Source organism: Ruania zhangjianzhongii (assembly GCF_008000995.1).
Classification (GTDB): domain Bacteria; phylum Actinomycetota; class Actinomycetes; order Actinomycetales; family Beutenbergiaceae; genus Ruania; species Ruania zhangjianzhongii.
Window position 1 is genome coordinate 656,845 of sequence record NZ_CP042828.1, and the last position, 26,660, is coordinate 683,504.

24 protein-coding genes are annotated in these 26,660 nt (G+C 67.3%); 14 read left to right on the forward strand and 10 right to left on the reverse strand.

The window, feature by feature from the left end:
• Positions 1-63 precede the first annotated feature (63 nt).
• Positions 64-756 (forward strand): histidine phosphatase family protein, encoded by a 693-nt coding sequence (locus tag FU260_RS03060; RefSeq protein ID WP_147915723.1) that lies wholly within the window; start codon positions 64-66, stop codon positions 754-756.
• Positions 743-1,543: an endonuclease/exonuclease/phosphatase family protein gene (locus FU260_RS03065; protein ID WP_147915724.1), complete on the forward strand. Its 801-nt coding sequence runs from the start codon at positions 743-745 to the stop codon at positions 1,541-1,543. The genes FU260_RS03060 and FU260_RS03065 overlap by 14 nt, the downstream gene beginning before the upstream one ends.
• Here FU260_RS03065 and FU260_RS03070 read toward each other — a convergent pair.
• A complete protein-coding gene (locus tag FU260_RS03070; RefSeq protein WP_210418189.1) occupies positions 1,540-2,337 on the reverse strand; it encodes a DeoR/GlpR family DNA-binding transcription regulator in 798 nt (265 codons plus the stop codon). The two genes, FU260_RS03065 and FU260_RS03070, sit on opposite strands and share 4 nt — an antisense overlap.
• Before the next feature lie 172 nt (positions 2,338-2,509).
• Between FU260_RS03070 and FU260_RS03075 the strand changes: the two genes are divergently transcribed.
• The 3 genes from FU260_RS03075 to FU260_RS03085 all read left to right on the forward strand — a co-directional run bounded on the left by FU260_RS03075 (position 2,510) and on the right by FU260_RS03085 (position 5,780).
• A complete protein-coding gene (locus FU260_RS03075) occupies positions 2,510-3,496 on the forward strand; it encodes a carbohydrate ABC transporter permease (RefSeq protein ID WP_210418190.1) in 987 nt (328 codons plus the stop codon).
• Positions 3,493-4,377, forward strand: a complete 885-nt coding sequence (locus FU260_RS03080; RefSeq protein WP_210418191.1) for a carbohydrate ABC transporter permease — start codon at positions 3,493-3,495, stop codon at positions 4,375-4,377. The genes FU260_RS03075 and FU260_RS03080 overlap by 4 nt, the downstream gene beginning before the upstream one ends.
• Before the next feature lie 92 nt (positions 4,378-4,469).
• Complete coding sequence (locus tag FU260_RS03085; protein WP_168211623.1) at positions 4,470-5,780, forward strand: ABC transporter substrate-binding protein; 1,311 nt, start codon at positions 4,470-4,472, stop codon at positions 5,778-5,780.
• 128 nt (positions 5,781-5,908) lie between these two features.
• Here FU260_RS03085 and FU260_RS03090 read toward each other — a convergent pair whose 3' ends face one another.
• The 4 genes from FU260_RS03090 to FU260_RS03105 form a co-directional block, all read right to left on the reverse strand.
• Positions 5,909-7,369: a sulfatase family protein gene (locus FU260_RS03090; RefSeq protein ID WP_147915728.1), complete on the reverse strand. Its 1,461-nt coding sequence runs from the start codon at positions 7,367-7,369 to the stop codon at positions 5,909-5,911.
• A gap of 35 nt (positions 7,370-7,404) precedes the next feature.
• Entirely contained in the window at positions 7,405-8,238 is an 834-nt protein-coding gene (locus FU260_RS03095; RefSeq protein ID WP_168211624.1) for a carbohydrate ABC transporter permease, read from the reverse strand.
• Entirely contained in the window at positions 8,235-9,125 is an 891-nt protein-coding gene (locus tag FU260_RS03100) for a carbohydrate ABC transporter permease (RefSeq protein ID WP_168211625.1), read from the reverse strand. Before FU260_RS03100 ends, FU260_RS03095 begins: the two co-directional genes overlap by 4 nt.
• 85 nt (positions 9,126-9,210) lie before the next feature.
• Complete coding sequence (locus FU260_RS03105) at positions 9,211-10,620, reverse strand: ABC transporter substrate-binding protein (protein ID WP_168211626.1); 1,410 nt, start codon at positions 10,618-10,620, stop codon at positions 9,211-9,213.
• Positions 10,621-10,723: 103 nt separating this feature from the next.
• Here FU260_RS03105 and FU260_RS03110 point away from each other — a divergent pair, with 103 nt between their 5' ends.
• On the forward strand, positions 10,724-11,680 hold the full coding sequence (locus FU260_RS03110; RefSeq protein WP_147915732.1) for a sugar-binding transcriptional regulator: 957 nt from the start codon (positions 10,724-10,726) through the stop codon (positions 11,678-11,680).
• Positions 11,681-11,834: 154 nt separating this feature from the next.
• Here the strand turns inward: FU260_RS03110 and FU260_RS03115 are convergent, their stop codons facing one another.
• Both FU260_RS03115 and FU260_RS03120 read right to left on the reverse strand, forming a co-directional pair.
• Positions 11,835-12,713: a M48 family metalloprotease gene (locus FU260_RS03115; RefSeq protein WP_147915733.1), complete on the reverse strand. Its 879-nt coding sequence runs from the start codon at positions 12,711-12,713 to the stop codon at positions 11,835-11,837.
• Between the two features lie 161 nt (positions 12,714-12,874).
• On the reverse strand, positions 12,875-13,234 hold the full coding sequence (locus FU260_RS03120) for a BlaI/MecI/CopY family transcriptional regulator (RefSeq protein WP_147915734.1): 360 nt from the start codon (positions 13,232-13,234) through the stop codon (positions 12,875-12,877).
• A gap of 117 nt (positions 13,235-13,351) precedes the next feature.
• Between FU260_RS03120 and FU260_RS03125 the strand changes: the two genes are divergently transcribed.
• From FU260_RS03125 to cydC, 3 genes are read left to right on the forward strand one after another with little or no spacing between them, the layout of a single operon-like run.
• A complete protein-coding gene (locus FU260_RS03125; RefSeq protein WP_147915735.1) occupies positions 13,352-14,782 on the forward strand; it encodes a cytochrome ubiquinol oxidase subunit I in 1,431 nt (476 codons plus the stop codon).
• Between the two features lie 13 nt (positions 14,783-14,795).
• Positions 14,796-15,794, forward strand: a complete 999-nt coding sequence (gene cydB, locus FU260_RS03130) for a cytochrome d ubiquinol oxidase subunit II (protein WP_147915736.1) — start codon at positions 14,796-14,798, stop codon at positions 15,792-15,794.
• Positions 15,791-19,264 (forward strand): thiol reductant ABC exporter subunit CydC, encoded by a 3,474-nt coding sequence (gene cydC, locus FU260_RS03135; protein ID WP_147915737.1) that lies wholly within the window; start codon positions 15,791-15,793, stop codon positions 19,262-19,264. Before cydB ends, cydC begins: the two co-directional genes overlap by 4 nt.
• Here the strand turns inward: cydC and FU260_RS03140 are convergent.
• Both FU260_RS03140 and FU260_RS03145 read right to left on the reverse strand, forming a co-directional pair.
• On the reverse strand, positions 19,254-19,658 hold the full coding sequence (locus FU260_RS03140; protein WP_147915738.1) for a PIN domain-containing protein: 405 nt from the start codon (positions 19,656-19,658) through the stop codon (positions 19,254-19,256). The genes cydC and FU260_RS03140 overlap by 11 nt on opposite strands.
• A complete protein-coding gene (locus tag FU260_RS03145) occupies positions 19,646-19,912 on the reverse strand; it encodes a type II toxin-antitoxin system Phd/YefM family antitoxin (RefSeq protein ID WP_147915739.1) in 267 nt (88 codons plus the stop codon). The genes FU260_RS03140 and FU260_RS03145 overlap by 13 nt, the downstream gene beginning before the upstream one ends.
• A gap of 265 nt (positions 19,913-20,177) precedes the next feature.
• On the opposite strand from FU260_RS03145, the gene FU260_RS03150 reads away from it, so the two are divergent.
• On the forward strand, positions 20,178-21,431 hold the full coding sequence (locus FU260_RS03150; protein WP_147915740.1) for a glycosyltransferase: 1,254 nt from the start codon (positions 20,178-20,180) through the stop codon (positions 21,429-21,431).
• Positions 21,432-21,541: 110 nt separating this feature from the next.
• On the opposite strand, the gene FU260_RS03155 is transcribed toward FU260_RS03150, so the two are convergent.
• On the reverse strand, positions 21,542-22,207 hold the full coding sequence (locus FU260_RS03155; RefSeq protein WP_168211627.1) for a GntR family transcriptional regulator: 666 nt from the start codon (positions 22,205-22,207) through the stop codon (positions 21,542-21,544).
• Between the two features lie 99 nt (positions 22,208-22,306).
• Here FU260_RS03155 and FU260_RS03160 point away from each other — a divergent pair, with 99 nt between their 5' ends.
• The 4 genes from FU260_RS03160 to FU260_RS03175 are packed head-to-tail and all read left to right on the forward strand — an operon-like array spanning position 22,307 to position 26,632.
• On the forward strand, positions 22,307-23,311 hold the full coding sequence (locus FU260_RS03160) for a substrate-binding domain-containing protein (protein WP_168211628.1): 1,005 nt from the start codon (positions 22,307-22,309) through the stop codon (positions 23,309-23,311).
• Between the two features lie 35 nt (positions 23,312-23,346).
• Positions 23,347-24,870: a sugar ABC transporter ATP-binding protein gene (locus tag FU260_RS03165; protein ID WP_147915743.1), complete on the forward strand. Its 1,524-nt coding sequence runs from the start codon at positions 23,347-23,349 to the stop codon at positions 24,868-24,870.
• Positions 24,867-25,874 (forward strand): ABC transporter permease, encoded by a 1,008-nt coding sequence (locus tag FU260_RS03170; RefSeq protein WP_147915744.1) that lies wholly within the window; start codon positions 24,867-24,869, stop codon positions 25,872-25,874. Before FU260_RS03165 ends, FU260_RS03170 begins: the two co-directional genes overlap by 4 nt.
• Positions 25,871-26,632: an SDR family NAD(P)-dependent oxidoreductase gene (locus tag FU260_RS03175; protein WP_147915745.1), complete on the forward strand. Its 762-nt coding sequence runs from the start codon at positions 25,871-25,873 to the stop codon at positions 26,630-26,632. The genes FU260_RS03170 and FU260_RS03175 overlap by 4 nt, the downstream gene beginning before the upstream one ends.
• Positions 26,633-26,660 lie beyond the last annotated feature (28 nt).

A 26,660-nucleotide genomic window follows, 5' to 3' on the forward strand; every position in this document is an offset into this window, starting at 1 on the left:
CTGTCACGCTCCTCTCGCGGTCTGATAACGTACCGCGATGGGACAATATCAGGAGTTTATGTGATGGATGGATCGGTCGACATTGTCCTAATCCGCCATGCGCAGTCGCAGTGGAACGCCGAGTCGCGATTTCAGGGTCATGAGTGCGCGGGTCTGAGTGCTCTCGGCCATCGACAGGCTGGCCGTCTCGCGGCCGCCCTCACCGAGTCCTTCCCGAAGGTGCACACCGTCGTCGCCAGCGACTTGCAGCGCGTGCGGGAGACCGCGGCCCCCTATCTCGCCGCCACCGGGCGCAGTGCACGGTACGACCGCCGTCTACGCGAGATCGACGTCGGCACCTGGGCTGGGATGAGTCGCGAGCAGGTCCGGGAGATTCACCCCGAGCAGATGGCGGCCCTTGATCGCGGCGAGGACCTGGCACGTGGCGGCGGAGAGACTTTCGCGGAGCTGAGGGCTCGGATCTGGGGCGCCCTCACCGATATCGCGGCCGAATCGATCGCTGAACAGGCGGAGATCGCGGCCCCAGCACCGGTCCTCGTTTTCGCACATGGCGGCCCGCTCCGGGTGGCGGCGGCCGCCGCACTCGGGCTCCCGCCGATGGGACGCCGCTGGATAGTCGAACCCGCCAACTGCGCGCTCAGCCACATCCGGATGGACCTGGTCGATGCCTCCTGCACCTCTGCAACGCTCGTCGATCACGACGTCCGTCTGATCGCCACCACCCGAGAAGGAGTTCTCGTCGATGACGTTGCCTGATGATGCACTCGGGACGGTCAGTTTCACGACCATGACCTACAACCTCTGGGGCGATCACTTCATCGAGGAACGAGTGGACGCCCTCCGAGCGCTGTTCGCCATCCGACCGCCGGACATCCTCGGCACGCAGGAGCTCACCCCTCGCCTCCAGGCTCTCCTCGATGAGGCTCTTCCTGACCACGACCGCGTCCACGACGACTTCCCCGGCTGGTCCACCAGGAGCAATATCTGGTGGCGCCGGGAGATGTTCGAGCTGATCGAGCACGGCCACGAGGACATCGGCATTCTCGTCAAGCACGGCGCGCTCTTCTGGGCACGGTTGCGGCCCAGGGGCGTTCCGTCTCAGGAGCTGCTCTTCTCGACCTCTCACCTCACCTTCCAGCGCAATCCCGCTGAACTCGCCGATCTGCGGAACCGCCGGGTGCCGCAGGCGCGCGCGGCGATCGCTGAACTGGAGCGGCTCTCGCCCGACGGCACGGTGATCTTCACGGCCGATATCAACGACGTCGCCCCCGCCCAGCTCGAATTCGGCCTCGCCGGGTACCGAGACTGCTTCACCGCGCTGGGACGTCACATGCCGCCCACCCACCCGGTTCCCGCATCGGTCAGTCTCGAAGGAGTCTGGAGTCCCGAGTCGCCGATCGCCGGCGCGGCCAAGGGTATCGACGTCATCTTCGCCCGCGGCGCACTGGCGGCCCGTACGGCGGAGGCCGTCGAGTTCTTCCACCGCGGCAAGGTGGCCTCGGACCACATGCCCGTGGTCGCGACCTACACCTTCACTGGCTAGCGGTTCTCCCCACTCAGCTGCACATTCGGGTGCTGCTCGCGCAGTGCCCGGACCTTCTCGGGGTCGGCGCCGGAGTCGGTGATGACGTCGTCGAACATCGTCAGCGGCCCGACCGAGTGAACGGCTGTGCGGCCGATCTTGGTGTGGTCGAGAACTAGCACGGACCGCTCTGCCGCGGCGACCATCGCGCGCATCAGCAGCACAACGGTGGGGTCGGGCTGGTACGCGCGGTTGGCGGTGATGCCCGACGTCGAGCTGAAGTGGATGTCCGCGTGCACCGACTCCAGCGCGTCGATGCACGCCAGGCCGAGGTAGGCATCGTGGCTCCTGGAGTAGGTACCGCCGAGTACGAGCAACTCGATCTCGTCGAGATCCGCGAACACCTCCACCACGCGAGGAAAGTTCGTGATCACGGTCAGAGGCGCGATCCCGACCAGCGCCTCGGCAACAGCGAATGCGGTGGTCGAGTCTTCGATCAGTACGGACATACCAGGTTCGACGAACGTCGCGGCGAGCGCGGCGATCTCCGCCTTCTCGGTTAGTCGTGATCGCTCTCGGAAGGTGATGTTCGCCCCGAACGAGGCGCCCGGCTGTGCACTCACGCCGCCATGGAACCTCCGCACCACGCCGGTGCGTGCCAACGCGTCCAGGTCGCGATGCGCCGTCATGACGCTGACCCCGAACACATCGGCGATCTCGCGCGCCGAGATCGTGCCGCGTTCCAGCACGATCTGCATCACCCGGTCGCGTCGTTCCTCGGGTGACTGCGGCGCATCCGGTTCACTGTCGCTCACTTGGGCACTCCTCTCACAGCCTGCTCGCTACTCCATCGTGCGGCCCTATGACGTTCCACCGCTACCGCATTGCACCACAGGTTCACCAGAAATTCACTCCCAAACGTTTGAAAGTCACATTGTGACGCGATACTCTCTCCTCGGAGGATGTCTACCGACACGAGGAGGTCCGGTGACAGTACGCCAGGTGGGCGAGCCCGATGCGGCCAAGGCGGCCACGGATGCTGGTCCCAGTGCCGCGAGCCAGCCCATCGACCTCCGTGAGCGCAACGCCGGCAAGCGGCGCGCGCGGCGCCGCGAGTACTGGCTGTTCGCCGCGTTCGCGGTGCCGAACGTCCTCGTGATCGCCGTGTTCGGTATCTGGCCGCTGCTGGTCAACGCGGTGCTCTCGTTCACGCGCTGGGACTTCATCTCACCGTGGCCTATCTTCGTGGGCCTCGAGAACTATCGGTGGATCCTCACCTCACCTGCGTTCCTCTCGGTGATCAAGACCACCATCATCTTCACCGGGGCGGTGGTCGCGGCGAGCGTGACCATCGGGCTCGCCGTCGCTCTCCTGCTCAACCAGCGCCTCGTCGGCCGCAACATCGTCCGAACCGTGACGTTTGCGCCGCACGTGCTCAGCGGGGCCGCTGTCGCCATGATCTGGCTGTTCATCTTCGACCCGAACTTCGGCCTGGCCCGCATACTGTTCGACCTGCTCGGGATGACGTCGCCGAACTGGGTAGCGCAGTCCAGCACCGCGCTGATCGCCATCACCATCGTCCACATCTGGAAGGGCATCGGCTTCAACGCGATCGTCTACCTCTCCGCGCTGCAGGGCTTGCCCACGGAATTGTACGAGGCCGCGGAGATCGATGGCGCCGGAGCGTGGCGCCGCCACCGCGCACTCACCATCCCGCTCCTCTCGCCCACGACGTTCTTCCTGGTCACGGTGGAGACGATCGGGGCCACCAAGGCCTTCGACATCATCGCCGTGATGACCGGCGGTGGCCCGGGCGACGCCACCACGGTGCTCAGCTGGTTCATCTACGAAGCTGCCTTCGAGTCCTTCCAGGTGGGCCGCGCCGCCGCCGGCGCCATGGTTCTGTTCATCACGCTGCTCGGGATCTTCGCGATCCAGCGCCGCTTCGTGGAGCGAAAGGTGCACTACCAGTGAACGCACCCATCATCCAGGCCCCCAGCGGTACCCGTCGTTCGAGCCAAGTCAGCGGACGTCACATCGCCACGTCGGTACTGCACTACGGGTTGCTCATCGTGGTGGCACTGGTCTTCCTGGTGCCTCTGTACTGGCTCTTCACCTCCGCCTTCAAGGACAACACCGAGATCTACCAGTGGCCTCCGGTGTGGCTGCCATCGAGCCTGGACCCTGGCAACTTCGTGCGGGCGTGGCAGGCGGCGCCGTTCGGCCAGTTCCTGCTCAACTCCGCGCTCATGACGACGGTCGGCACGGTGGCCAAGACCGTGCTCGCGTGCACTACGGCCTACGCGTTCGTGTACCTGCGGTTCCCTGCCAAGAACGTGCTCTTCGTCGTCCTGCTCTCGGCGATCATGATCCCGGGCAACGTCTCGATCATCGTGAACTACCTGACCGTCAGCGGTCTCGGTTGGGTGAACACCTACCTCGGCCTCATCGTGCCCGGCATCGGGTCGGTGTTCGGCACCTTCCTGCTCCGTCAGCACATGCTCACGCTTCCGCGTGAGCTCCTCGAAGCGGCCCAGGTCGACGGCGCAAGTCACCTCCGCAGGCTGGTCCAGATCGTGCTGCCCATCTCTCGCCCGATCGTGGTGACCGTGGCGATCCTCGCTGTCATCGACGAGTGGAACAGCTTCATCTGGCCCCTGATCGTCACGAACACCGACTCGATGCGCACGTTGCCCATCGGCTTGTACTTCCTCAAGGCTGAGGAGGGCGGCGTGGCCGACTGGGGCCTCATCATGGCCGGCACCGTCTTCGTGCTACTCCCGATGCTCGTGATCTTCCTGCTCGCTCAACGCTTCATCGTCTCCGGCCTCGTCAGCGGCGCCGTCAAGGGCTGACCAGCCCGCACAGATCTGCCACCACCACTCAGCACAGGAGTAACGACATGAATCATCGATACCGAGGCCTTGACCGACGGAGGTTCCTGGCCTTGACCGGCACCGGCATGGGCGCGGCGATGCTCACCGCCTGTGGGGATGGGATTGGCACCGGCGGCGGCCAGGGCTCGGGAGGCTTCAGCCAGCCCGATGGCGATACTCCTGCCGAGTACGCCGGCCGCCAGCGGATCGTGCTGTGGTCCACCTTCGGCGAGGCCAAGGGTGCCCTGGTGGACGAGCTTGCCACGCAGTTCAACGAGTCCCAGGAAGACATCTACGTCGAGGTTCAGTTCCAGGGCAGCTACGGGGACAATCTCAAGAAGCTCACGGCGGCGATCCTGGCCCAGCAGGTCCCGGACCTCGCAGTCCTCAGCGGCGGATGGCGCAGCCTGTACCTCAGCGGTGCACTCGCACCTCTCGATGACTATTACGGCGACGACTTCGCGCTCGAGGACTACAACGAGGGTTTGCTCGCCGAAGGTCAGGTCGATGGAACGACTTACTGGGTGCCGTTCGCCCGCAGCACACCGCTCTTCTACTACAACAAGGACCTCTTCGCAGCGGCCGGGCTGCCCGACCGCGCACCGGAGACCTGGTCCGAACTGCGGGAGTGGGCGCCCACCTTCATGAGCGAGAGCGAGGAGGCAAAGCTGTACGGCGTCTCCATGCAGGACTCCGACTGGCAGTTCCGGGGCATGCTTTGGAACTTCGGCGCTTCGGTGGCTGATGGCTTCGCGCCGACCCTCACCACCCCGGAAGCCATCGCTACCGGCGAGTACACCCGCGCTCTCATCCATGACGACGGCGCCGCCTCCACTCCGTCCAACATCGTCGCGGACTTCCAGAACGGCCTGGTCGCCGCGGCCTCGATGTCCACGGCGGCATTGGGCAATCTCTTCGGCCTCGTGGACTTCGAGATCGGTGCCGCCTTCATGCCCGGTGAGCTGGAGCGCGCTGTCCCGACCGGCGGCGGCGGTCTGTCGATCCCTGCCGGAGTGCCGGAGGAGCGGCGCGAGGCCGCGGTGAAATTCCTGAAGTTTCTCGCCGCACCGCCGCAGGCGGCACGGTGGTCCGTGGAGACGGGGTACATCCTGGCCTCCTCTGCCGCCGCGGAGGAGGAGGTTTATCAGGACCGATTGGCTGAGAGTCCGCTGTTTGGGCTGGCCGCGGAGCAACTCCAGTACGTACGGGCCGGCGATCCGCTACGCGCTTGGGTGCCCCAGGTCGGTAGTGCCCTGTTCGGCACGTTGCAGGAAATCTGGGGCGACGGTGCCGACCCGGCCGAACTGTTCGAACCCCTCAACGAGGAGTTGCAGTCAATGTCCGACGAGTTCCTGCTTGAGCACGGCGACACGTTCGGCTGAGCCACGACAGGAGCGGGGAGTCGCACGTGCTGCGACTCCCCGCTCTTCGCATGTGCCGGTGGCGCTGCGCGCCGCACTCCGGCTGCTCGCCTAGTGGCCCGGCGAACGCAGGTTGGGCGAGAGGCGCATCACCAAGGGGCCACCCGCGGCGCATGCCGGTCCTCGTGCCGGACCTCGAGGTCGAGAGCCTCGGCAGACAACTGCAGGCGAAGATCCCGGTAGTCCGGATCGTCCCAGTGGTTGACGAGTTCGTCGGGGTCGGTAGTGAGATCGTAGAGCTCGCCGGTCTGCGGCACTCCGGCGTCGGGGTCACCGTGCCAGATGACGACCTTCGCTTCCTCCGTGCGATACATCGTGGTCATCGCTGGAGGATCGTAGGGGTAGCCGGAGTCGCGATACTCCGCCCAGGCATACCGGCGTCCGTTCCGCTCGCCACGCGTCACCGCGGTGAGGTCGAGCCCCTGGTCGCGCTCGTAGGCTTCCAGTCCTGCAGCGGCGCGGATCGTGCGCGCCACGTCATGGACACCGACGAAGTCCCTCACGCGGTGCCCGGCCGGGACGTGCTCGGGCCACGACACGATGAGCGGGACGCGCACCGCCGGGTCATACAGCATCGGCCCCTTGAGCAGCAGTGCGTGATCGCCGAGCATTTCGCCGTGGTCGCTGACAAATATGACGAGCGTGTCTCGCTCCAGGCCCTGGCTGCGCAGTACGTCGAGTAGCTGCCCGATACCATCGTCGACCTGGCTGATCATCGCGTAGTAGGTCCGACGGATCTCGTCGATCTGCTCCGAAGTGAAGTCCTGGAACGACGGCCCGTGACCGCGGTAGCTGGCTACCGAGGCATCCCTCTGGCGCGCCGGCTTGCTGGCCAGGTTCTCCACCCCTCCGACCGGTGGTGGTACCGAACCCGGTGGGTACTTCTCGAAATACTCCGGTGGGGCGGCGAACGGATGGTGTGGTGCGAAGTAGTTCGCGAGCAGGAAGAACGGCCGGTCGTCTGCATCCTCGAGAAATGCGCTGGTCCGCTCGGTGACCCAGGTGGTGTAGCTCGCCTGCGTCGGCATCTCGTCGAACAGTGTGTTCGCGTGCGTGAAGTTTTCCAGCTCGGGGGTGACGACGTCGCCCATCGCCTCCGCCCACAGGTCCGGGTGCCGCTCTTGGAGCCACTGGTGGTAGGCGTTGTCGGGGGAGCCGTGGAACGGGTCGTGCGCCCATTCGTAGGTCTCGAAGCCGTCGTCGAGCCGCTCCTCGGTGCGGCCCTGGAACGCCGCCCCGAGGTGAAACTTGCCGACCAGGCCGCACCGGTAGCCGGCATCGGCGAGCTCGCGCGAGACCAAGCTGCGGGAATCGGGAAGCGTCACTCCGTTCGCCCACAGCCCGTGCGAACTCGGGTACTCACCGGTGAGCATCGACGCACGGGTGGGGGAGCAGACCGGGTTCGGTGCGTAGCAGTGCTCGAAGACCGTTCCTCGCCGGGACAGCTCGAGGAGGTTCGGGGTGATCGCGACGCTGCCGGGGTGGGTACCGACAGCGTCGAACCGGTGCTGGTCGGTGCAGATGACGAGGATGTGAGGTCGGGCGCTCATCGTTGGTGGGTCCTCCTGGTGCAGGGGTTGTGGGTTCACTTGACGCTTCCCGCCGCTAGACCGCCGACCATGTACTTGCCGAAGATCGCGCCGAGCACGATGAGCGGCAAGGACAGCAGCACCACTCCGGCCATCACCTGGTTCCACTGCAACGTGTAGCTGCCCAGGAACTTCTGCAGCACCAGCGGGATCGTGGCCGACCGCGAACCGGTCAGCACCAGCGGGAAGAGGAAGTTGTTCCAGGCGAACAGGAACGTCATGATCGTGACCGACGCCAGGCCCGGGCGGGCGACCGGCAGCACGATCCGCAGCATGGTGCGCAGCGGGCTGGCGCCGTCGATGGCTGCTGCCTCGTCCAGTTCGCGCGGGATGCCGTCGATGAAGACCTTCAGCATGATCGTCGCCAGCGCGACGTTGAACGGTAGGTAGACCAGCAGCAGTGCCACGATCGTGTCGGAGAGGCCGATGCGGGTGAAGATCGCATAGGCCGGGATCGCCAGACCGATCGCCGGCAACGCCCGCGCGGCCAGTAGCCACATGCCCAGCACGCCCGAGGAGGACACGTGCGCGCGGCTGAGGGCGTACGCCGCTGGAGCGCAGATCACCAGCGCCAGTACGGCTGAGCCGACGCTCGACTGGAGGCTGTTCAGCACCGGACCCAGGAAGGACGAGTCTTCGAACAGAGAGACGAAGTTGTCGAGTGTCGGGGTGAAGATCCACTGCGGCACGGGGTTGAGGCTGACACTCGCCGGCTGGAGCGACGTCAGCACCGCGTACAGCGTGGGCAACGTGAACGCCACCAGCACGAGCGTGATGTAAACATAGGCCGCGGCCCGGGAGGCGATGTGCGGTCGGCTTGTCCGTGTCATGCCCATGCCTTCTCTGCTCGCCGCTGGATGCGGGTGAAGACCGTGACGCACACCAGCGTGAAGATGACGACGAACACTGCGATCGCCGCGCCCTGCCCGAACTGCAACTGCCCGAAGAAGACCTGGAAGTTGTAGTAGGTGAGCAACTGTGTACTGGATCCAGGTCCACCGCGGGTGAGGACGTAGATCGTCGGAAACACCTGGATCGCGTCGATGAACCGTAGGAGTGCGATCGCGATCACGGCTGGGCGGATGATGGGCATCACCAGGCTCCAGGCGGTGCGCACCCAGCCTGCGCCGTCGAGCTGGGCAGCTTCGAGCACCTCTTCGGGGACGCTCTTGAGCGCCGCCAGGGTGAGCAGGATGACGAACGGGGTGTACTGCCAGACGTCGATGCCGATGATCACCGCCATCGCCGAGCTGGGCTGGGTCAGCCACTCCTGGTGGATACCGACGAGGCCGAGGTAGTACGACAACATCCCGATATCGCCCTGCAGGATGTACTTGAACACCAGCGCCACGGCGATCGGCGGCAGCACCGCCGGCCACAGCAGCACCACACGGAGCGCATTCCGGTTCGGCAAGAACTGGTCGAGCACCAGTGCGGTGAACACGCCGAGGCCAAGCTCCAACGCGAGGGCCCCCACCAGGAACACGATCGCCAACCACAGCGCCGCCCACACGTCCCCCCTCTCCAGCACCGCCTGGATGTTCCCGGTTCCGAAGGGGCTCTGCGGTACCAAGCTGGCGTCCGAACTACCGAGCGCGAGAGCGAGCGCATAGGCGATCGGAAGCAACGTCGTCGCCGTGAGTACCGCGAGCAACGGGGCCGTGAAACCCCATTGCCAGCCTCGTAGCCGGCCGTCGACCTGGTTCCTCGAGGTCACGAGCGCGAGCCGCCTCTCCCTGTCGTTGGTAGTGCTGTCCGGGCTCGCCGGCCCCGCACCGATCCGATGCGTGGCCGGCGGCTGGTTACTCGAGGTAGGTGGCCGCGGTACTCAACGCTTCTTCGACCGAGACCTGGCCAGTCACGGCCTTGCTCAGCTCCTCGGCGATCTGCTGGCCGACCGTTGCCCAGTCGGTGGTCGCGGGCAGATAGTTCGGATCGCCCTCGAAGGGGGAGACCCCGCCGTCATTGGCGATCTCCATCGTGCCGATGACGGAAGGGACGAAGTTGTTGAAGCCGTACTTCTCCTCGTACTCGGGAGAGGAATAGACGTCGGCCAACGGCGGTGCACCGAAGTTCGCGTCGGTCTGGGTAGCCGCCGTCAGCGTCTGTGCCAGGGTGGCCCACTGGGTGAACAACCACGCCGCGTCGGTCGCACCGCTGTTCGCCGCGATCGTCCAGCCGTGCGTGTTGTACGGGACGAACGACCCGGCGGGCCCGGAGGGCAAGGTGAAGGCGTCGATGTCGCCAGCCACCTGCGAGGAGTCGGGGTTGTCGAAGGTGCCGCCGAAGACCGCACCCTCCTGGACGATCGCAACGCGCCCGGTCGCGAAGGCGCGCGTGACGTCGTCGACACTCCAGTTGGTCGCGCCCGAGGGCGCGTAGTTCTGGACCAGATCGGTGTAGGTGGTCAGCGACTCGATCGCCTCGGGAGAATCCAGTGCCGAGCCGGAGTAGCTGCCGTCGTCATACTCGGCGTAGTAGGAGCCGCCATTGGCGTACAGCCACGCCGACCAGACGAAAAGGAGCTGCGACGGGCTGGGTGCGGTGCGCAGCGCAATGCCGGCGACGTCGTCGCTGTGGATCTCCTGCACGACGTCGACGAGCTCGTCGTACGTTGTCGGTACCTCCTCGATGCCGTGTTCTTCGAACACATCGGTGCGGTAGTAGAACATCTGCGTACCAATGAACATCGGTACGCCGTAGACCTCTTCGTCGCGGGCGAGGAGCGACGTCGTCCCCTCACCGAACGCTTCAAGACTCCAGCCGGGAACGATGCTCTCGGTGTCCTGGGCCAGCGGACCGATCGGCTCCAGCCAGCCCCGGTCGACATAGGTAGGGATGAAGCCGGACGGCGTCTGCAGCACATCGAAGCCGCCGTCACCGGAACCGAGCGCGACGGCAGCCCGGTTCTCCGTCGACTGCTCGTCCAGGATGGTCCAGTCGACAGTGATGCCGGTGAGCTCGGTGAACTGTCCGCTGATCTGCTGGATCGCGTCGGCCTGGGGTGAGCTCTGTGCCAGCACACTGATGCTGTCGACGCCGAGTTCCTCACCTCGTGCGCTGAGGAAGTCCTCGGCCGAAACATCGAGGTCCGCGGCATCGTCGGTAGTGGTGCTACCCGTGCCACCGCCGGCACCGCACGCGGTGATCAGCAGTGGTGCGGCGATGGCCAGGGCTCCGAGGCCGGCCATCTTGGTGGACGTCTTTCGCATCACGAACCTCCTTGTTCGATCGCCGGGTCCGAGCGCCCGGGCTCGAGACCCAGTCAAGACAATCCCCTGCTCCGATTCAAGCATCTGAGCGAAAATTGCTCGGATGAGCGATACTGGAGTGATGGAAGACGTTCGCGAGCTAGCCCTGATGGCGCACATCGCCCGCCGCTTCTACTTCGCCGGCCGAACCAAGAGCGAGATCGCCGACGAGCTCTTTCTGAGTCGGTTCAAGGTGGCGCGGCTTCTCGACGCGGCCCACCGCGCGGGGATCGTGGAGATCACCATCAATGTGCCCGGTGACTCGAACGCCGACGTCGCCCGCGAGCTCGAGGAGGCGTGCAACCTGAGGCGCGCAGTGGTCATCGACGATCCCGAAGGAGACGAGAACACGCTCCTGGCTCTCCTCGGTGAGGCTGCCATCGCCACGCTCAGCGACGTCGTCAGAGAAGGCGACCGGGTGGGGATCGCCTCGACTCGCACGATGCTCGCGATCCATGAAGCTCCCCGGGTGGCGTTGCCGCGGTGTACATTCCTCCAGCTCACTGGTGAGATCCCGCGCGACGACGCTGCCAATGTGATGGGTGTCATCCGGATCCTCACCCGTCGCGCTGCCGGAAACGCGAAGGTCTTCTACGCGCCGATGATCGCGGGGGACGAGGGAGCCTGGCGCAGCTACATGTCGCTGCCTGAGGTGCGCGCGGCGTTCGCCGAGTTCGCGAGGCTGGACGTTGCCGTGACCGGTGTCGGCGCATGGGCCCCCGGGCTGTCGATCATCCACGACCACCTCAGCCCCGCGGTGCGGGACGAGGCGGCGGCGGCCGGCGCAGTGGCGGAGGTGGCGGGGATCCCGATCGATGCTCAGGGCCGCACGGTCCAGGGTGCAGCTCGGCGTCGGGTCGTCGCACCCGACGTCGAAGTCCTGATGCGCGCCCGGGAGCGCATCGGCGTCGTTTTTGATTCTGCCCGCGCGGGTGGCTTGCGGGTAGCGGCGCACGCCGGCGTCATCACGACGGTCGTCACCCAGCGCTCGAACGCCGAGGCCTTGCTGTCACGCTGTTGACGGCCCGAGGCGCCGGGGCATCGGTGCAGGGCTCGTGCTGACACTGCTCCGGTCGGACGGGTGACCGGTGGCGCTCGCCGGCTCCATCGTGACCAGCGGACTGCAAGCCGGGTCCCACTTCGGGTTGCGGCAGTGACGCTGCCCGCCCACCTGGTCAGCGCCCGATCGCCGCCATCGCCGCCCGGAGCCACGGCTCCACCAGCACCAGAGTGGGCACGGCGAGCACCGCGACGGCGGAGAGGTAGGCGCCGGCGCCGGCCAGCTGTCCGTGGGCCGGGTGACCCGCCTGGAGCCGGGCTCGGCGAACCTGGATGGCGTCGCTCTCGGCCGTACTGCCCAGCTTGGCCAGAGCGGAACTGAGCGTCTGGGGATCCACTCGCGCCGCCGCGGCGTCGTCGGCAAGCATCTCCAGCAACCGGTGCACGGCATCGAGGGCCGCGCGGCTGCGCGCGAACCGAGGGAACGAGACGTGCAGAGCTGTGAAGGCCTCAAGCACCAGATCGTGTCGTGCGCGCAGGTGCGCGCGTTCGTGCTCGATCACCGCATCGATCTCGGCAGCGTCCAGGAGGGCCAGTGCGGCGTCGGTGACCACCACCTTCTGGCTCCGCCCGGGGATGCAGTAGGCCATCGGCACCGGCCCGGTGAGCACATGCATGCGCAGGTCGTCAGGATCAGCAGTATCGAGCAGGTGCAACAGCTCGGCATGGCGGGCGCGCCGCCGCCGGGTGCGCAGTCCGAGCCGGATCGTCACCCAGACCAGGCGGACCACGATCACCCCGGCCAGCACGGCCGCCAACCCAGCGGCGAGCAGGAGGCCGGCGCCGAACTCCACTGAACCGGTCCAGGCGCGTAGCGCTTCTTCCGGGGCGGCCAGTGCCGCCCCGACGGCAGCGAGCACGGCAGCGAGGGCGAGCGCCTGCCAGAGCACCACCCCCGCTCGCGGAGCGCGTTCCACCCACGCCGATCGGGCCAGCGCGCTCGGTGCCGGCCAGGCCAGCAGTACGGCCAGCACTGCCAGCGCGATGCCGGTCATGACGCCCCCGGGTTGCCGCCGCGCACCCGGGCGCTGTCGCCGCCCCGGGTGCTGTCGCCCCGGGTGCTGCGATCGCCCCGCGCGCTCCAGCCCTCCGGGGCGTTGCCGCCGCCACGCGCGCTGCCACCCGGTGCAGGGGCGCGCCGGCCGGCGCTCCAGCGTCAGTCCGTGCCATCCAGTGCCGCCCGGATCGCCGCTGCTTCGCCGGGGCTGACCCGGCCCACGAAGTGCTGCAGGGCGGCCACCCGGGCCGCCGGGTCGGTGGTGTCTTGGAGTGCATCGAGCATGAGCTCCGCGGTGAGCTGCTCGCGGGTAGATCTCGGGGAGTACTGAAAGGCTCGCCCATCGCGCCGCTGGCTGACCATGTCCTTCTTCGCCAGCCGATCCAGCACGGTCATCACCGTGGTGTAGGCGAGCGGGCGGGTCGCCGTGAGCGTCTCATGGACCTCACGCACGGTCTGCGGGCGCCCGGCGTCCCACAGCTGCGCCATCACCGCGCTCTCCAGCTCACCCATCGCCATGACGCCAGGGTACTACGCCAACAGGTAGTACTACGGGAAAAGTACTACACAACAAGTACTACGATGTGTAATAGTTGCCGAGGCGTCACCGACAGGCGTCAGAGGAGGAAGCAGGCGATGGACACCCTCGATCTGTCCCGGCTGCAGTTCGCCGTGGTGACGATCTACCACTACTTCTTCGTGCCGATGTCGATCGCCCTGGCGGCCCTGACCGCCGGGTTGCAGACCGCCTGGCGGCGCACCGGCAAGCAGCGCTACCGGGATTTGACGATGCTGGTGGGCAAGCTGCTGATGGCGACCTTCGCCGTCGGGATCGTCACCGGACTGGTCCAGGAGTTCCAGTTCGGCCTGTCCTGGAGCGAGTTCGCCCGCTTCTACGGGGACGTGTTCGGACCCACGCTGGCGATCGAGGGGATGCTGGCGTTTTTCCTCGAGGCCACCTTCCTCGGCCTGTGGTTCTTCGGCTGGGACCGGCTGAGCCCACGACTCCACCTGGCCACGATCTGGATCGTCTCGATCGGGACGGTGATCTCGGCCTTCGTGATCTTGGCCGCCAACTCCTTCATGCAGAACCCGGTGGCCTATGACATCGATCCGGAGACCGGGCGGGCCCGGTTGGAGAACTTCAGCGACCTCCTGCTCAACCCGGTGAATCTCGCCGCCTTCCCGCACACTATCGCCGGAGCGGCGATGACCGGTGGTGCGCTGCTGCTGACGATCGGGGCCTGGCGGGCCTGGCGCTCCCCGGGCGCACTCACCCACCGCGACCATCACTCCTGGCGGCTGCTGGCCCGGCTCGGCGCCTGGGTCAGTCTCGTTGCCGGGGTGGCGGTAGCGATCACCGGTGATCACCTCGGCAAGGTGATCACCCAGGTGCAGCCGATGAAGATGGCTGCAGCCGAAGCCCTCTACCGCACCGAGTCCGGCGCCCCGTTCTCCATCTTCGCCCTCGGCGGGGCCGATGGCGGTGAGCCCTTCTTCAGCCTGGACATCCCCTACCTGCTGTCCATCCTGGCCATCGGTGACCCGACCGCCACGGTGCTCGGCATCGACGACCTGCAGGCGCAGTACGTGGAGCTGTACGGCCCCGGCAACTACGTCCCGTGGATACCGGTGGCCTACTGGAGCTTCCGGCTGATGATCGGGGCCGGCATGCTCGTCGCCGCGATCGCTGCACTGGTGCTGTGGCGCACCCGCAAGATGCGGCCGTTGGACCGCTCCGGCCGGGTGGGTCGGCTGCTGCTGGCCAGCCTTCCCGTGCTCCCGCTGCTGCCACTGGCCGCCAACACCTTCGGCTGGATCTTCACCGAGACCGCCCGACAACCCTGGTTGGCCTTCGGCCTGTTCTTCACCGCCGACGGCGTCTCACCAGGTCTGACCGAGGCGGAAGTGCTCGCCTCCCTGCTCGCCTTCACGGTGCTTTACGGGATCCTCGCCGTGATCTGGACCCGGCTGATACTCCACCTCGCCCGCCAGGACCTGAGCCCGGACCCGGACGCGCCGGCATCCGACAGCCGCGATCACGCCACCAGCGCACCGTCCTACTAGTAAGGAGTCTGCGATGGACCTCGCCACCGTCTGGTTCGCCCTGATCGCCTTGTGCTGGGTGCTGTTCTTCGTCCTGGAGGGGTTCGACTTCGGCGTCGGGATGCTGGCGCCGATCCTCGGCCGGGGCAGCGACCAGCGTGGGGCGGCAGTGCGCACCATCGGCCCGGTGTGGGACGGTAATGAGGTCTGGCTGGTGGCAGCGATCGGGGTGATGTTCGCGGCCTTCCCAGACTGGTACGCCGCCCTGCTCTCTGGCTTGTATCTACCGTTCGTGCTGATCCTGCTTGCCCTGGCGGTGCGCGGGATCGCCCTGGAGTTTCGGGGGAAGAAGGACGACGGCGGATGGCGGCGCCGTTGTGACCTCGCCCTGGCGGGCAGCTCACTCGCCGCTGCGGCGCTGTTCGGGGCGGTCTTCGGCGCCTTCGCCGGTGGGCTGCCGCTCGGGGCTGACGGCGAGGTTGCGGCCAGCGGGGGAGCGCTCGCCCGGTCCTTGGCCGGGCTGGGCAGTCCGGCCGCGCTGCTCGGTGCCGTCACCGGGGTGCTGCTGGCCGGGCTGCTGGGGTCGACCTACCTGGGCCTGCGCACCACCGGACCGGTGCGCGACCGTGCCCGGGCCGTGGCCCCGGTGCTGGCAGCAGTGCTGATCGTGCTGGCGGGCGTGGCGGCGCTGTTCGGGCCGCTGTCGATCGGCGGCCTCGCGCTGGTGATCGTTGCCCTGGCGGGCGTCGCGGTGCTGGCCCGGGCCGGCCGGGAGGCGCTGGCGTTCGCGGTGACCGCCCTGGTGATGGCAGCGGTGACCGTGGCGATCCTGGTGGCGGACTTCCCGGTGCTGCTGGCCAGCAGCCTGGACCCGGCGTGGTCGGTCACGCTCGCAGGCGCCGCCGCCAGCCCGATGGCGCTGCGCACGATCAGCATCGCCGGAATCGTGGTGTTGCCCGGGGTGATCGCCTATCAGGCCTTCGCCTACTGGGTGTTCCGCAAGCGGGTGGCCAGTGAACCGGTGCCGACATGACTGGCTCGGCAGCCGACCGAGCCGGCAAAGGCCCCGTCGACCTGCGCCTGCTCCGGCTGGCGGCCCGGCACCGCGGGCAGCTGGTCTGGCTGATCACCCTGTCGGTGACGTACGCCCTGACCATGGTGGCGACCGCCTTGGCAGGCGCCTACGCCGTCGTGCTGATCCTGCATGGCGGCCCCTGGCCGACTGCACTGCTCGCCCTCGGTGGGGCACTGCTGGTGCGGGCCCTCGTGCTGCGGCTGCGGCCGCTGGCCGCGCACCGGATCGCCACCAGCGTCATCACCACTGCCCGGACGGAGGCGCTGAACACCGTGGCGCGGCAGGGGCCGGCCTGGGTGGCCAGCCGCGGTGCCCGACCGGAGCCGGTCGACGTGGCCGGCCTGCTCGCCACCGGGCTGGACCCGCTCCGCCCGTGGTTCTCCGCCTACCTGCCGAGCCTGGTGGTGGCGGTGGTGCTGCCGCCGTCCGTCCTGGTGCTGATGGCATGGCTGGATCTGTCCTCGATGCTGGTGGTAGCGCTGACCCTGCCGCTGGTGCCCGTCTTCGGCGCACTCGTCGGCTGGGCCACCCAGCGCCGGGCGAAGGCGCAGTACGACCGGGGCGGGAACCTGGCCGGGCACTTCCTGGACGTGGTCCGCGGTCTGGCCACCCTGAAGCTGGTCGACCGCGCCGAGCGGCAGGTGGAGGGGGTGCGGGAGAGCTCCAGCCAGTACGCCCGGTCCACCACCCGGGTGCTGTCGGTGGCGTTCCTGTCCTCCACGGCACTGGACCTGGTCGCCACCCTCTCCGTGGGCCTGGTGGCAGTGGGTGCCGGGGTGCGACTGGCCGGGGGAGAGATGCTGCTCTGGCCGGCGCTGGCGGTGATCCTGCTCGCGCCCGAGGCCTACCGGCCGTTGCGCGAGGCCGGCGCGCAGTTCCACGAGTCCGCCCAGGCCAGCGCCGTGATGGATCAGCTGGAGGCATTCGCCGGCCACGCGGCCGAACCGGAGTCTGCCGGCCAGCCGGCCGCGCCGGTTGGTGCCCGCGGTCTGCAGGTGAGGTATCCAGGCCGGAGTACCCGGTTGTCGTTACCCGATCTCGAGATCAGCCCTGGGGAGCTGGTGGTGCTGTCCGGCCCCTCCGGCACCGGCAAGACCACGTTGTTGCGGGTGCTCGCCGGCGCCCAGCTCGCTGACTCCGGTGACGCCTGGGCGCCGGACGCCCAGTACGTCCCGCAGCGCCCAGCGCTGCCGCTCGCCCGTACGGCGGGTGAGGCGCTCGCCGTCGAACCAGGCCGAGAAGGCGACGCGGAGCGGGTGCTGGCGGGACTGGGTCTGCCGATCGAGTCCCTCGTGCAGGGCTTGGCCACACCGTTGGGCGACGACGGCGCCGGACTGTCGGCCGGGCAACGGCACCGGCTCGCGCTCGCCCGCGCCATCCTGGCCGCCACTGGGCCGGATGCGCCCAGCACCCCGGTGCTGCTGCTCGACGAACCCACCGCGCACCTCGACGCCGACACCGAGGCGGCAGTGGTGTCCTTCCTGCGCGAGCTGGCTGACCAAGGGATCACCGTCCTCGCCGCCGCCCACCGCAGCCAGCTGCTCACCGTGGCCGACCGCACCATCGATATCGCTGCGCAGTCTCCGACGGGTCCCTCTGAGGGTGCACTAGGGCCTGCCGGTCCCGGCGGCGCTTACCCGGCTGGCGCAGCAGTGAACCGGGGCCGCCCCGCCCCCGATGATCAAGTGCGCTCGCGCAGCCGACCGCAACTGCTGGCCCGTACCCGCCGGTGGTGGTCGGGGCTCACGCCGCGCACCCGGTTCCTTCTCGCGGCGGCGGCCGGGGCCGCCTCGATGCTCTCCGGCATCGGGCTGACCGTGGCGGCCAGCTGGCTGATCGTCCGGGCCGAGTCCCAGCCGCCGATCCTCACCCTCTCGATCGCCGTGGTCGCCGTGCGCGCCTTCGCCCTCACCCGGCCGCTGCTGGGCTACGCCCAGCGTCTTGCCGCGCACGACGGCGGTCTGTCGCTGTTGGCAGCATGGCGTTCCCAGGTCGTGGCCGACCTTGTGCCGCGGGTGCCCGGCCGATTGACCGAACGGCGCGGCCGGCTGCTTGGGCGCGTGCTGCAGGATGTCGACCAACGCCTGTCCGGTGTGGTGGCCGGTGCGGTGCCGCTGGCTGCGGCCGTCCTCACCCTGGCGGTGGTAGCTGGCTGGCTGGCGTGGCTGGCGCCGGTGGCCCTGGTGCCGTTGCTGGCGGCACTCGCCCTGGCCGGGGTGCTGGTGCCCGGTTGGGCAGTGCGCGCCGATGCGCGCAGCGCCGCAGCTCGTGACCAGGCGCAGAGCGAGCTGCACGACGGACTGGTCGGGGCCGTGGAGAGCGCAGACGAGCTCGCCGGGCCACGCGGCCGGCAGCTGCGGGCGGTGCTGGACCAGCGCGGGGGCCGGCTGGAGCAGACCGAGGCGGCCGCGGCCCGGACCGACGGCTGGAGCAGCGCCGCCGGCGAGATCGGCACCGGGTTGTTGGTGCTCGGGGCCAGTGTGCTCGCGGCGGTCGCGTGGAGTGCTGGGACCCTGAGCGCCGAGCTGGCCGGCATCCTGGTGCTCGGCGCGCTGGTGGTCAGTGAACCGGTGCAGGCCATCCTGCCGGCAGTGCGCGAAGCCGCTGCGGGCCGGCGCGCCCGCCACCGCCTCGAGGATCTTCGCGCGACGCCGCCTGCTGGGCCCGCCTCCGTGGGAGCCGGTACCGAGCACCGCCCAGCAATTCCCGATCCCGCACCGGACCGGTCCGGACTGGTCCTCGATGAGGTGGTCGCCGCCTGGGGCGAGGTCGCCCCGGTACGGGGGCTGAGCCTGCAGGTCCAGCCGGGCGAGGCGGTGCTCATCGAGGGTGAGTCCGGCTCCGGAAAGTCCACGCTGGCTGCCGCGATCACTGGTCTGCTGCCAGTCCGGGCGGGCCAGATCACCCTGCATGGTCGACCGATCGATGCGGTACCGGGCCAGCAGTGGCGAGAATCGGTGGGCTTGGCCGGCGACCTGGACCACGTCTTCGCCAGCACCGTGCGCCAGAACCTGCTCCTCGCCCACCCGCAGGCCAGCGACCGAGACCTCGAAGCGGCCCTGACCGCCGCACAGCTCGGGCCCTGGCTGCGCGGGCTGAGCGCGGGCCTGGATACCTGGCTGGACTCTGGCGGGCGGGTGCTCTCCGGCGGCGAGCGCCGGCGCCTGGTGCTGGCTCGCGCTCTGCTGCGTCAGCCAGAGGTGCTCATCCTGGATGAGCCTACGGAAGGGCTCGATGCCGAGACCGCGCAGCGACTGCTCTCCGTGCTGCTGGCCCGGGCCGGCGCTCGCGGGCAGATGCTGGTGATCTTCAGTCACCGGCTGGAAGGGCTGGACCAGGTGCACCGGCGCTACCGGCTGCGGGACGGGCAGCTGCTGGGTTCCCTGGCTGGGGTGTCAGGAGCCGGTGGCCGAACGACTACGTGCTGACCAGGCGGGCGCTGACGCCCGGAAGTTCGGCGAATTGCGCGCGTTCGTCGGTGGTGACCACGATCCGGTTCGTGGCGCATGCAGTGGCGGCGATGATCAGGTCGTGCGCTCCCCGCTTGCGGCCGGTCTGCTGAACATGGGCGAGCAGCGTGGCGTGGTGGGTCACGACGTCCTGGTCATAGTCGTGCACCGGGAGCACCTGCAGCACCTCGTCGAGGAACGCGCGCTGGGCGACGGAACGAGCGCGGTCGGCATCGAGCAGGGTGCCGGCAAGATACTCCGCCACGGCAAGGGCCGGCAGCGCCACGTCGTCCGTGTCGGCGAGTGCGGTGACATCAAGCTGTCCACGTACCCCCGCAATGATCACGCCGGTGTCCAGGATCAGTCGTGCCACGGATCAGAGTCCAGATCGGCCGAGGCGGCCTCGCGGGCGGCCGCCACTCGGGTGGCGAGCGTGTCATCGAGGGCAGGGTTCCCGTGCCAGCGAGTGAATACCTCACGAAGCGCGGCGCCGTTGGCCGCCGGCGCCGGCGCGATTGTGGCCACACGCTTTCCTGCGCGGGTGACGACGATGGTTTCGCCGTGCTCAGCGGAGTCCAGCACGGCCGAGAAGCTGCGGGAAGCTTCTGAAGCGGTGATCTCACGCATAGAATCAGAATATCAGATTCACTGGCAGTGACTCGTTGAGCTGTCATCACGAATCGTCACGCAGCGCTCGAACGCTGAAGGGCTACTGTCGCACCACTGACGAGCGGGCGCTACGAGCACCACTTCCTCAGAGCGTGAGTGGAGCATCGCGACAGCCGGCAAAGACGTTGTCCCCCGGATCGCTGGGGTCCTAGCCTCGTAGCGGCAAGTCCAGCAGGTAACGATATGTGGTCGGGGCGTCGCCCCGGCTGAGGGTGGGGCCCTTGTGCGTGTTCTGATCATGGCGTTCGGTACTCGTGGTGACATCCAGCCGTACGTGGCGCTGGGACGGGCGCTGCTCGACCGGGGGCACACGCCGACTCTGGCCATCCCGGAGGGATTCCGGGGTATGGCCGAGCAAGCGGGATTGCGCTTCTTCCCGGCGGGTTCGCGCATGCTCAAGACGATCCGGACGGTGATGCCGGAAGTCTCTGGTGCCATGGACAGTCTGCGTGCTCTTGGCTCGATGCGCTCGGCGATGGTGGAGCATATGGGCGACCAGCGGTCGGCTGCTGAGGCGGTGCGCCCCGATGTCGTGGTGTATCACCCGAAGTGTCTGGCCGGCCCGCACCTGGCCGAGGCGCTCGAGGTGCCCGGTGTACTCTCGATCCCCCTGCCGTTCTATACACCGACCCGAGCATTTCCGGTCCCCTTCCTCGCCCGGTCGCTTGGCGGCCTGGGCAACCGCGGTTCGTACGGGTTCACCCGTGCGGCGACCGTGATGTACGGAGGGATGATCAACGACCTGCGACGTGACCTCGGCTTGTCCAGGGCGAGGCGGCTGGCCGACCCGCTACGCGGACCGGGCGGTGATCCGGTGCACGTGCTGTACCCGTTCAGCCGGCACGTGGTCCCGGTGCCGGCTGACTATCCCTCCTCGGCCCATGTCACCGGCTATCTCTCTCCGCAAGCTGAGGACCGTTGGCAGCCCGATCGGCGGTTGGCCGACTTCCTGGAGGCAGGGCCTCCGCCGATCTACATCGGCTTCGGATCGATGGGCTTCGGGAAAGGGGCGGAGGAGCGGAGCGACGCTGTGCTGTCGGCGCTGACATCGGCCGGAGTCCGTGGAGTCGTCGCGACCGGGTGGGGCGGACTCACCGCACCGGACGCTCCGACCGACGACATTCTGATGCTCGACGCTGTGCCGCACGACTGGCTTTTTGATCACGTGGCTGCTGTGGTGCACCACGGCGGAGCCGGGACCACAGCGGCGGGGCTGAGGGCTGGGCGCCCTACTCTGATCTGTCCGTTCCTCGGGGATCAGCCCTTCTGGGGTAAGCGAGTGCACGCCCTAGGTGCAGGTCCGGAGCCCCTGCCATCGAAGCGGATCGCCACAGGTCTGGCGAGCCGACTCAGGAAGTTGGTCAACGAGCCCAGCTACCGGTATCAGGCAGCAGCGGTCGGGAGACGAATCGGTGACGAGGATGCGGCCGGAGCTGCCGTCACTGTGCTGGAGCGAATCGCCGATCCCGTCGGATAACTGGCTCTAAGGCCGGTGACCCCTCGGGCTCACTGCGATCACCGGATCGTGGGGAACGCCGCGTACGTCGAGATTCAGGCATCTGTTTGGGTTGACGTGTCCGAGGTGGTTCACTGGCCCAGATTCTCCACCTTGGACCACACCTGGGTGACATGGTCGAGGAACAGGTCCGGAGTGGCCGGGTTCTTGTCCTTGAGCGCGTCTACCAATGGCTGATGGGTCAGTGCCACTTCTTCTAGATCGCTGTAGTAGAGCGGTTTGCTCTTGTCCGCGGAGTTGCGTACGCGAGCCTCGAGGAGCGGCCAGATCTTTTCGACCATCGGCCAAACCTTCGGCAATAGCTCGTTCTGTGACCGCCACCAGACGATTCGGTGGAACGCGATGTCCTGCTCCAACACCCGGGCGAGGTCACCTTCCTGGGCGGCCTGCAGCATCGCGTCTGCGATCTCCTGCAACTCACCGAGCACCGCATCATCTGCGCAGCTGAGGAGCTCCCGCGCCGCCAGTGGCTCCAGTGCCACGCGCACGTGGTAGGCGTCGGCTGCATCTTTGGCCGAGATGCCCTCCACGAATGTGCCTCGACGCGGCTCGTATCGCGTCAGCCCGGATTCGGTCAGTTTCCGTAGACCATCGCGGACCGGCGCCTGACTGATGCCCATCCGTCGCGCCAGCTCGGATTCCACCAGGCGCTCGCCGGGCGCGAACTCACCCGCGAGTATCCGTTGGCGCAGCTGGGCATACACCTGGTCGGAGAGGAGTGTCGTCTCGACTCTCATCGGATCCATAGCCACGGGCTGTCCCTTCGGTTGATTGACAACTACGTTACCAGCGGTCGATACTCGTTAGGCGATCATCGACAATCGATTGGAGCCATCGTGCGACGTCGCCGAAGCACTTTTCTCGCTGCCCTGTCCACGGCCACCGCCGTGACACTGTTGGCAGCAGCCTGCTCGGGAGCCACTTCCGACCCCACAGCCGGAGAGGAGACCGGAGGGGAGACCACAGCGCTGCAGATCGGCGTCACCATCCACCAGGCCGATGTGTACTTCCAATCAATCGCCGATGTCGTGGCCTCCACCGTCGAAGCCGACGGCGGCTCGATGACCCTGGTGAACACGCAGACTGATGCGTCTACGGAGGCCACCGGTTTCCAGAACCTGATCTCCGCGCAGGTTGACGGCATCGTGACCTCCCCGCTCTCACCGGAGGGCAGCCTGGCGAGCGTGCAGGCCGCTGCCGATGCCGGCATCCCGATCATTTGCTACAACACGTGCTTGGGCGATGCGAGTGAGGACGTTGCCGAGGCCTTCATCGAGTCCGATCAGTACGACCTCGGCGCGCAGACCGGTGAGTATGCCGCGGCCGCGCTCGAGGAGGACGGCGAATCGACTGCGGTGTTGGCCATGCTGAACTGCAACCGGTTCGAAGCGTGCCAGGCCCGCCAGGAGGGCTTCCTGGCGGCGCTCGAGGAGGCCGGCATCACCGTTGAGATTGTGAACGACCAGGAGGCGCTCGCTGCGGATGAAGCGACCGGGATCGCCACCGACATGCTGACCGCGAACCAGGACATCAACGTGATGTGGGCTTCCAGCCAGAGCGCGACCGAAGGCATGGTCGCCGCTGTGCAGGCAGCCGGACGTGATGACCTGGCCCTCTTCGGCACGGACGTCAGCCCGAGCATCGTGAACTCCATCAAGGACGGCACCCTGCAGGCGGTGACCGGGCAGAACAGTGCCGAGACCGGTGAGCTCGCGGTGGAGTACATCCGTAGTGCCATCAACGGCGAGGAGATCTCGCCGTTCAGCGTGGAGATTCCAGGCGTGCTCTACAGCGCCGACGAGCCTGAGGCCCTCGACGCCTACCTCGAAGAGCAGAGCTGACCAGCAGGACGTCGACGCCACCCGGGAGAAGAAGCATGGAGTCACCTCCAGATCCAACTCCGCTGCTCGAGGTCATGGATCTTGTCAAGGACTACGGCAGCGGGAACGTGCTCAAACAGATGAATCTCACCCTGCGTCGTGGTGAAGTGCGTGCCTTGATGGGCGTCAACGGCGCAGGCAAGTCCACCCTGGTGAAGATTCTCGGTGGTGTCGTGCAACCCACGGCGGGTGCTCTTCGGCTTGAAGGCGCGGATTACCACCCGCAGAATCCTGGCGAAGGAAGTGACGCCGGGGTGGCCATCGTCCACCAGGAACTGAGTCTGGTGCCCGGGCTGAGTGTGGCCGAGAACATCACCCTCGGCCAATGGCCGATGCGGTCGTTCGGGCCGTTGAGCGTGGTGAGCGTCAAGGCGATGCGAGCCCGCGCCCAGCGTGCGCTGGAGAAACTGGGCGAGGAGATCCCTCTCGGGCTCAAGGTGAGTAGTCTCTCGCCAGCGAAACAGCAGTTGGTGGAGATCGCCAAAGCGCTGTTGTCCGACCCCAAGGTCCTCATTCTCGACGAACCGACGAGCTCCTTGGCCGCCCATGAGGCGAATCAGTTGCTTGGCACGGTACGCCGCCTGGCGACAGGCGGGGTCGCGATCGTCTACGTTTCGCACCGCATGGACGAGATTCCGCGTGTCGCCGACACGGTGACGGTGATGCGGGACGGTCGGGAGGTAGCGACCGATGGGATCGACTCGATGGGCACTGGCCGGATCGCTGAACTGATGCTCGGTGCGGAGGTGGCGAGCAGGCCAGAAGCGGCTGAGGTCAGTCTGGGACCGAAGGTGCTCGAGGTCGACGGTCTGTCTCGCCCGGGTGTGATCGAGAACGCTACTTTCTCCGTTCGCGCTGGCGAGGTGGTCGGCATCGTCGGACTGATGGGTGCCGGTCGCACCGAGATCCTGCGAGCGATCTTCGGCCTGGACCCCGCCGAGGGCTCCGTGAGCGTCCATGGCAAAGCCATGTCACACCGCACTCCACGGTCGATGATCGGTGCCGGTGTGGGGTTCACCCCCGAGGATCGCAAAGGCCAAGGCCTCGTTCTCGGCCTTTCGGTGACTGAGAACCTGGTGATGACCTGCTACGACCTCATCCGTAGCCGATTCGGCACCCTCTCCCGAGGGAAGCAGGCCGAGATGGCGCGACATTCGATCGCTCAGCAGGGGATCAGCACGCCATCGGCCGCCACGCTTGCCGGCCGGCTCTCTGGAGGGAACCAACAGAAGATCGTGATCGGCAAGTGGATCAACCGCGGGGCCGACATCCTGCTCATGGACGAGCCCACCCGCGGCGTCGACGTCCATGCCAAGTCACAGACCTATGACGCGATCACGGCTCGTGCCCGGGCCGGTGCCGCTGTGGTGTTCGTCTCCTCCGAGGTGGAAGAAGTGTTCCTCGTCTGCCAGCGCGTGCTCATCGTTCGCGCGGGCCGCATCGTGGCCGAGCGGCAGATCGAAGACACCACGGCCCAGGAAGTCCTCGCGCTCTCGATGAAGGAAGTGAACGCTGCATGACGAACGACACCGTCCTCACACCAGCAGGACCGGCCCCTGCGGCGAACCCCAACCGGCTCATGACCATGTTCCGCTGGTTGCGCACCGAGGGAACGCTGCTGGTTGCACTGATCGTGCTGCTGCTGATCCTGACTGCTGTCGCCCCGAACTTCATGACCCTGGGTAACGTGCTGAACATCGTGCGTGAAGCCGCCTTCGTCGGCATCATCGCCTGGGGGATGACGCTGGTCATCATCTCTGGTGAGATCGATATCAGCGTCGGCTCGAACGTGGCACTCAGCTCGGCACTCCTTGGGGTTCTGGTCGCCAAACAAGGCGTGCCGATCCTCCCGGCGGTCCTCATCGTTCTCGTCGTTGGCACCTTGATCGGTGTCTTTGCCGGGATCTTCCGGTCCCTGTTGAACGTGCCCTCCTTCATCGTCACCCTTGCGCTCTATCTGGGGTTGAAAGGGTTGGCCCTGTTCATCACGAACGCCTTCCCCAACTCGATTTCGTCCGCGACTTTCAACTACTTCGGTGCCGGGTTCTTCTTCGGTATCCCCGTGCCCGCCCTTATTCTCTTCTTGCTGTTCCTGGTGTTCTTGTTCATCAGCAGGAAGACGGCGTTCGGCAGGTCGGTCTACGCGGTCGGTGGTAATGCTGAAGCAGCCCGACTCTCGGGAATCAGTGTCGCCCGCGTGCGGATCGTGGTGTTCACGATGACCGGACTGTTGGCCGCGCTGGTCGGCGTGCTGCTCTCTGCTCGGCTCTCGTCAGGAAACCCAGGCATCGGTACCGGGCTGGAGTTCGACGTCATCGCGGCCGTGATCATTGGGGGAGCGAGCCTCGCCGGCGGCCGGGGCACGATGCTCGGCACCCTGCTCGGTGTGCTCTTCGTGACCGTTCTGAGCAATGGTCTGGTACTCCTCGGTGTGAACGCCTACGTCCAGGACATCGCCAGCGGGGCGATCGTGCTGATCGCCGTCCTGCTCTCGTCGATCCGGAAGGAAACTGAACATCGATGAATACAGCATCTCCAGAAGCCACCGTGGTGATCGTCACCGGCGCCGCGAGCGGAATCGGTCACAGCATTGCGCTGCACCAGGCGAGTCTTGGCCACACCGTGGTCGCCTTCGACCGTGAACCCACCCCAGAAGCGGACCGCATCGTCCCCGTTCGTGGCGACGTTCGCACGTCCGCGGACTGTGAGCAAGCGGTCGAGACTGCCGCATCGCTCGGCCAGCTGATCGGACTGGTGAACAACGCCGGGGTCGAGCGGCACGGATCCGTGGTCACGATGGACTCCGATACCTGGGACCTGATCATCGATGTGAACCTCAACGCGCACGCGCGAATGAGCCGGTTCGCCATCCCGGTGATGGCCGACGGCGGTGGTGGCTCGATCGTGAACATGGCATCGGCGCAAGGGTTGGCGACGCAGAAGAATGTCGCTGCCTACGCCGCAGCCAAGGGTGGGGTTATTGCGCTCACCCGCGCGATGGCCCTCGACCACGCCGATGACGGGATCCGCGTCAACGCCGTATCTCCGGGCACTATCGGTACCGACCTCGTGGTAGCGAACGCCGCCAGCCTCAATCCGCAGGACCCCCAGGGACAGCTGGCCCGCTGGGGCAACATGCACGCACTCCGCCGGGTCGGTACGCCGGCCGAGGTCGCCGAACTGGTCGACTTCCTGCTCAGTCCACGTGCCTCCTTCGTGACGGGAGCCAACTACCTCGTCGACGGCGGACTGCTCGCATCCTTCGGCGGACCAGACCTCTGAGGCTGACCAGCCTCCAACCACCCCTCGC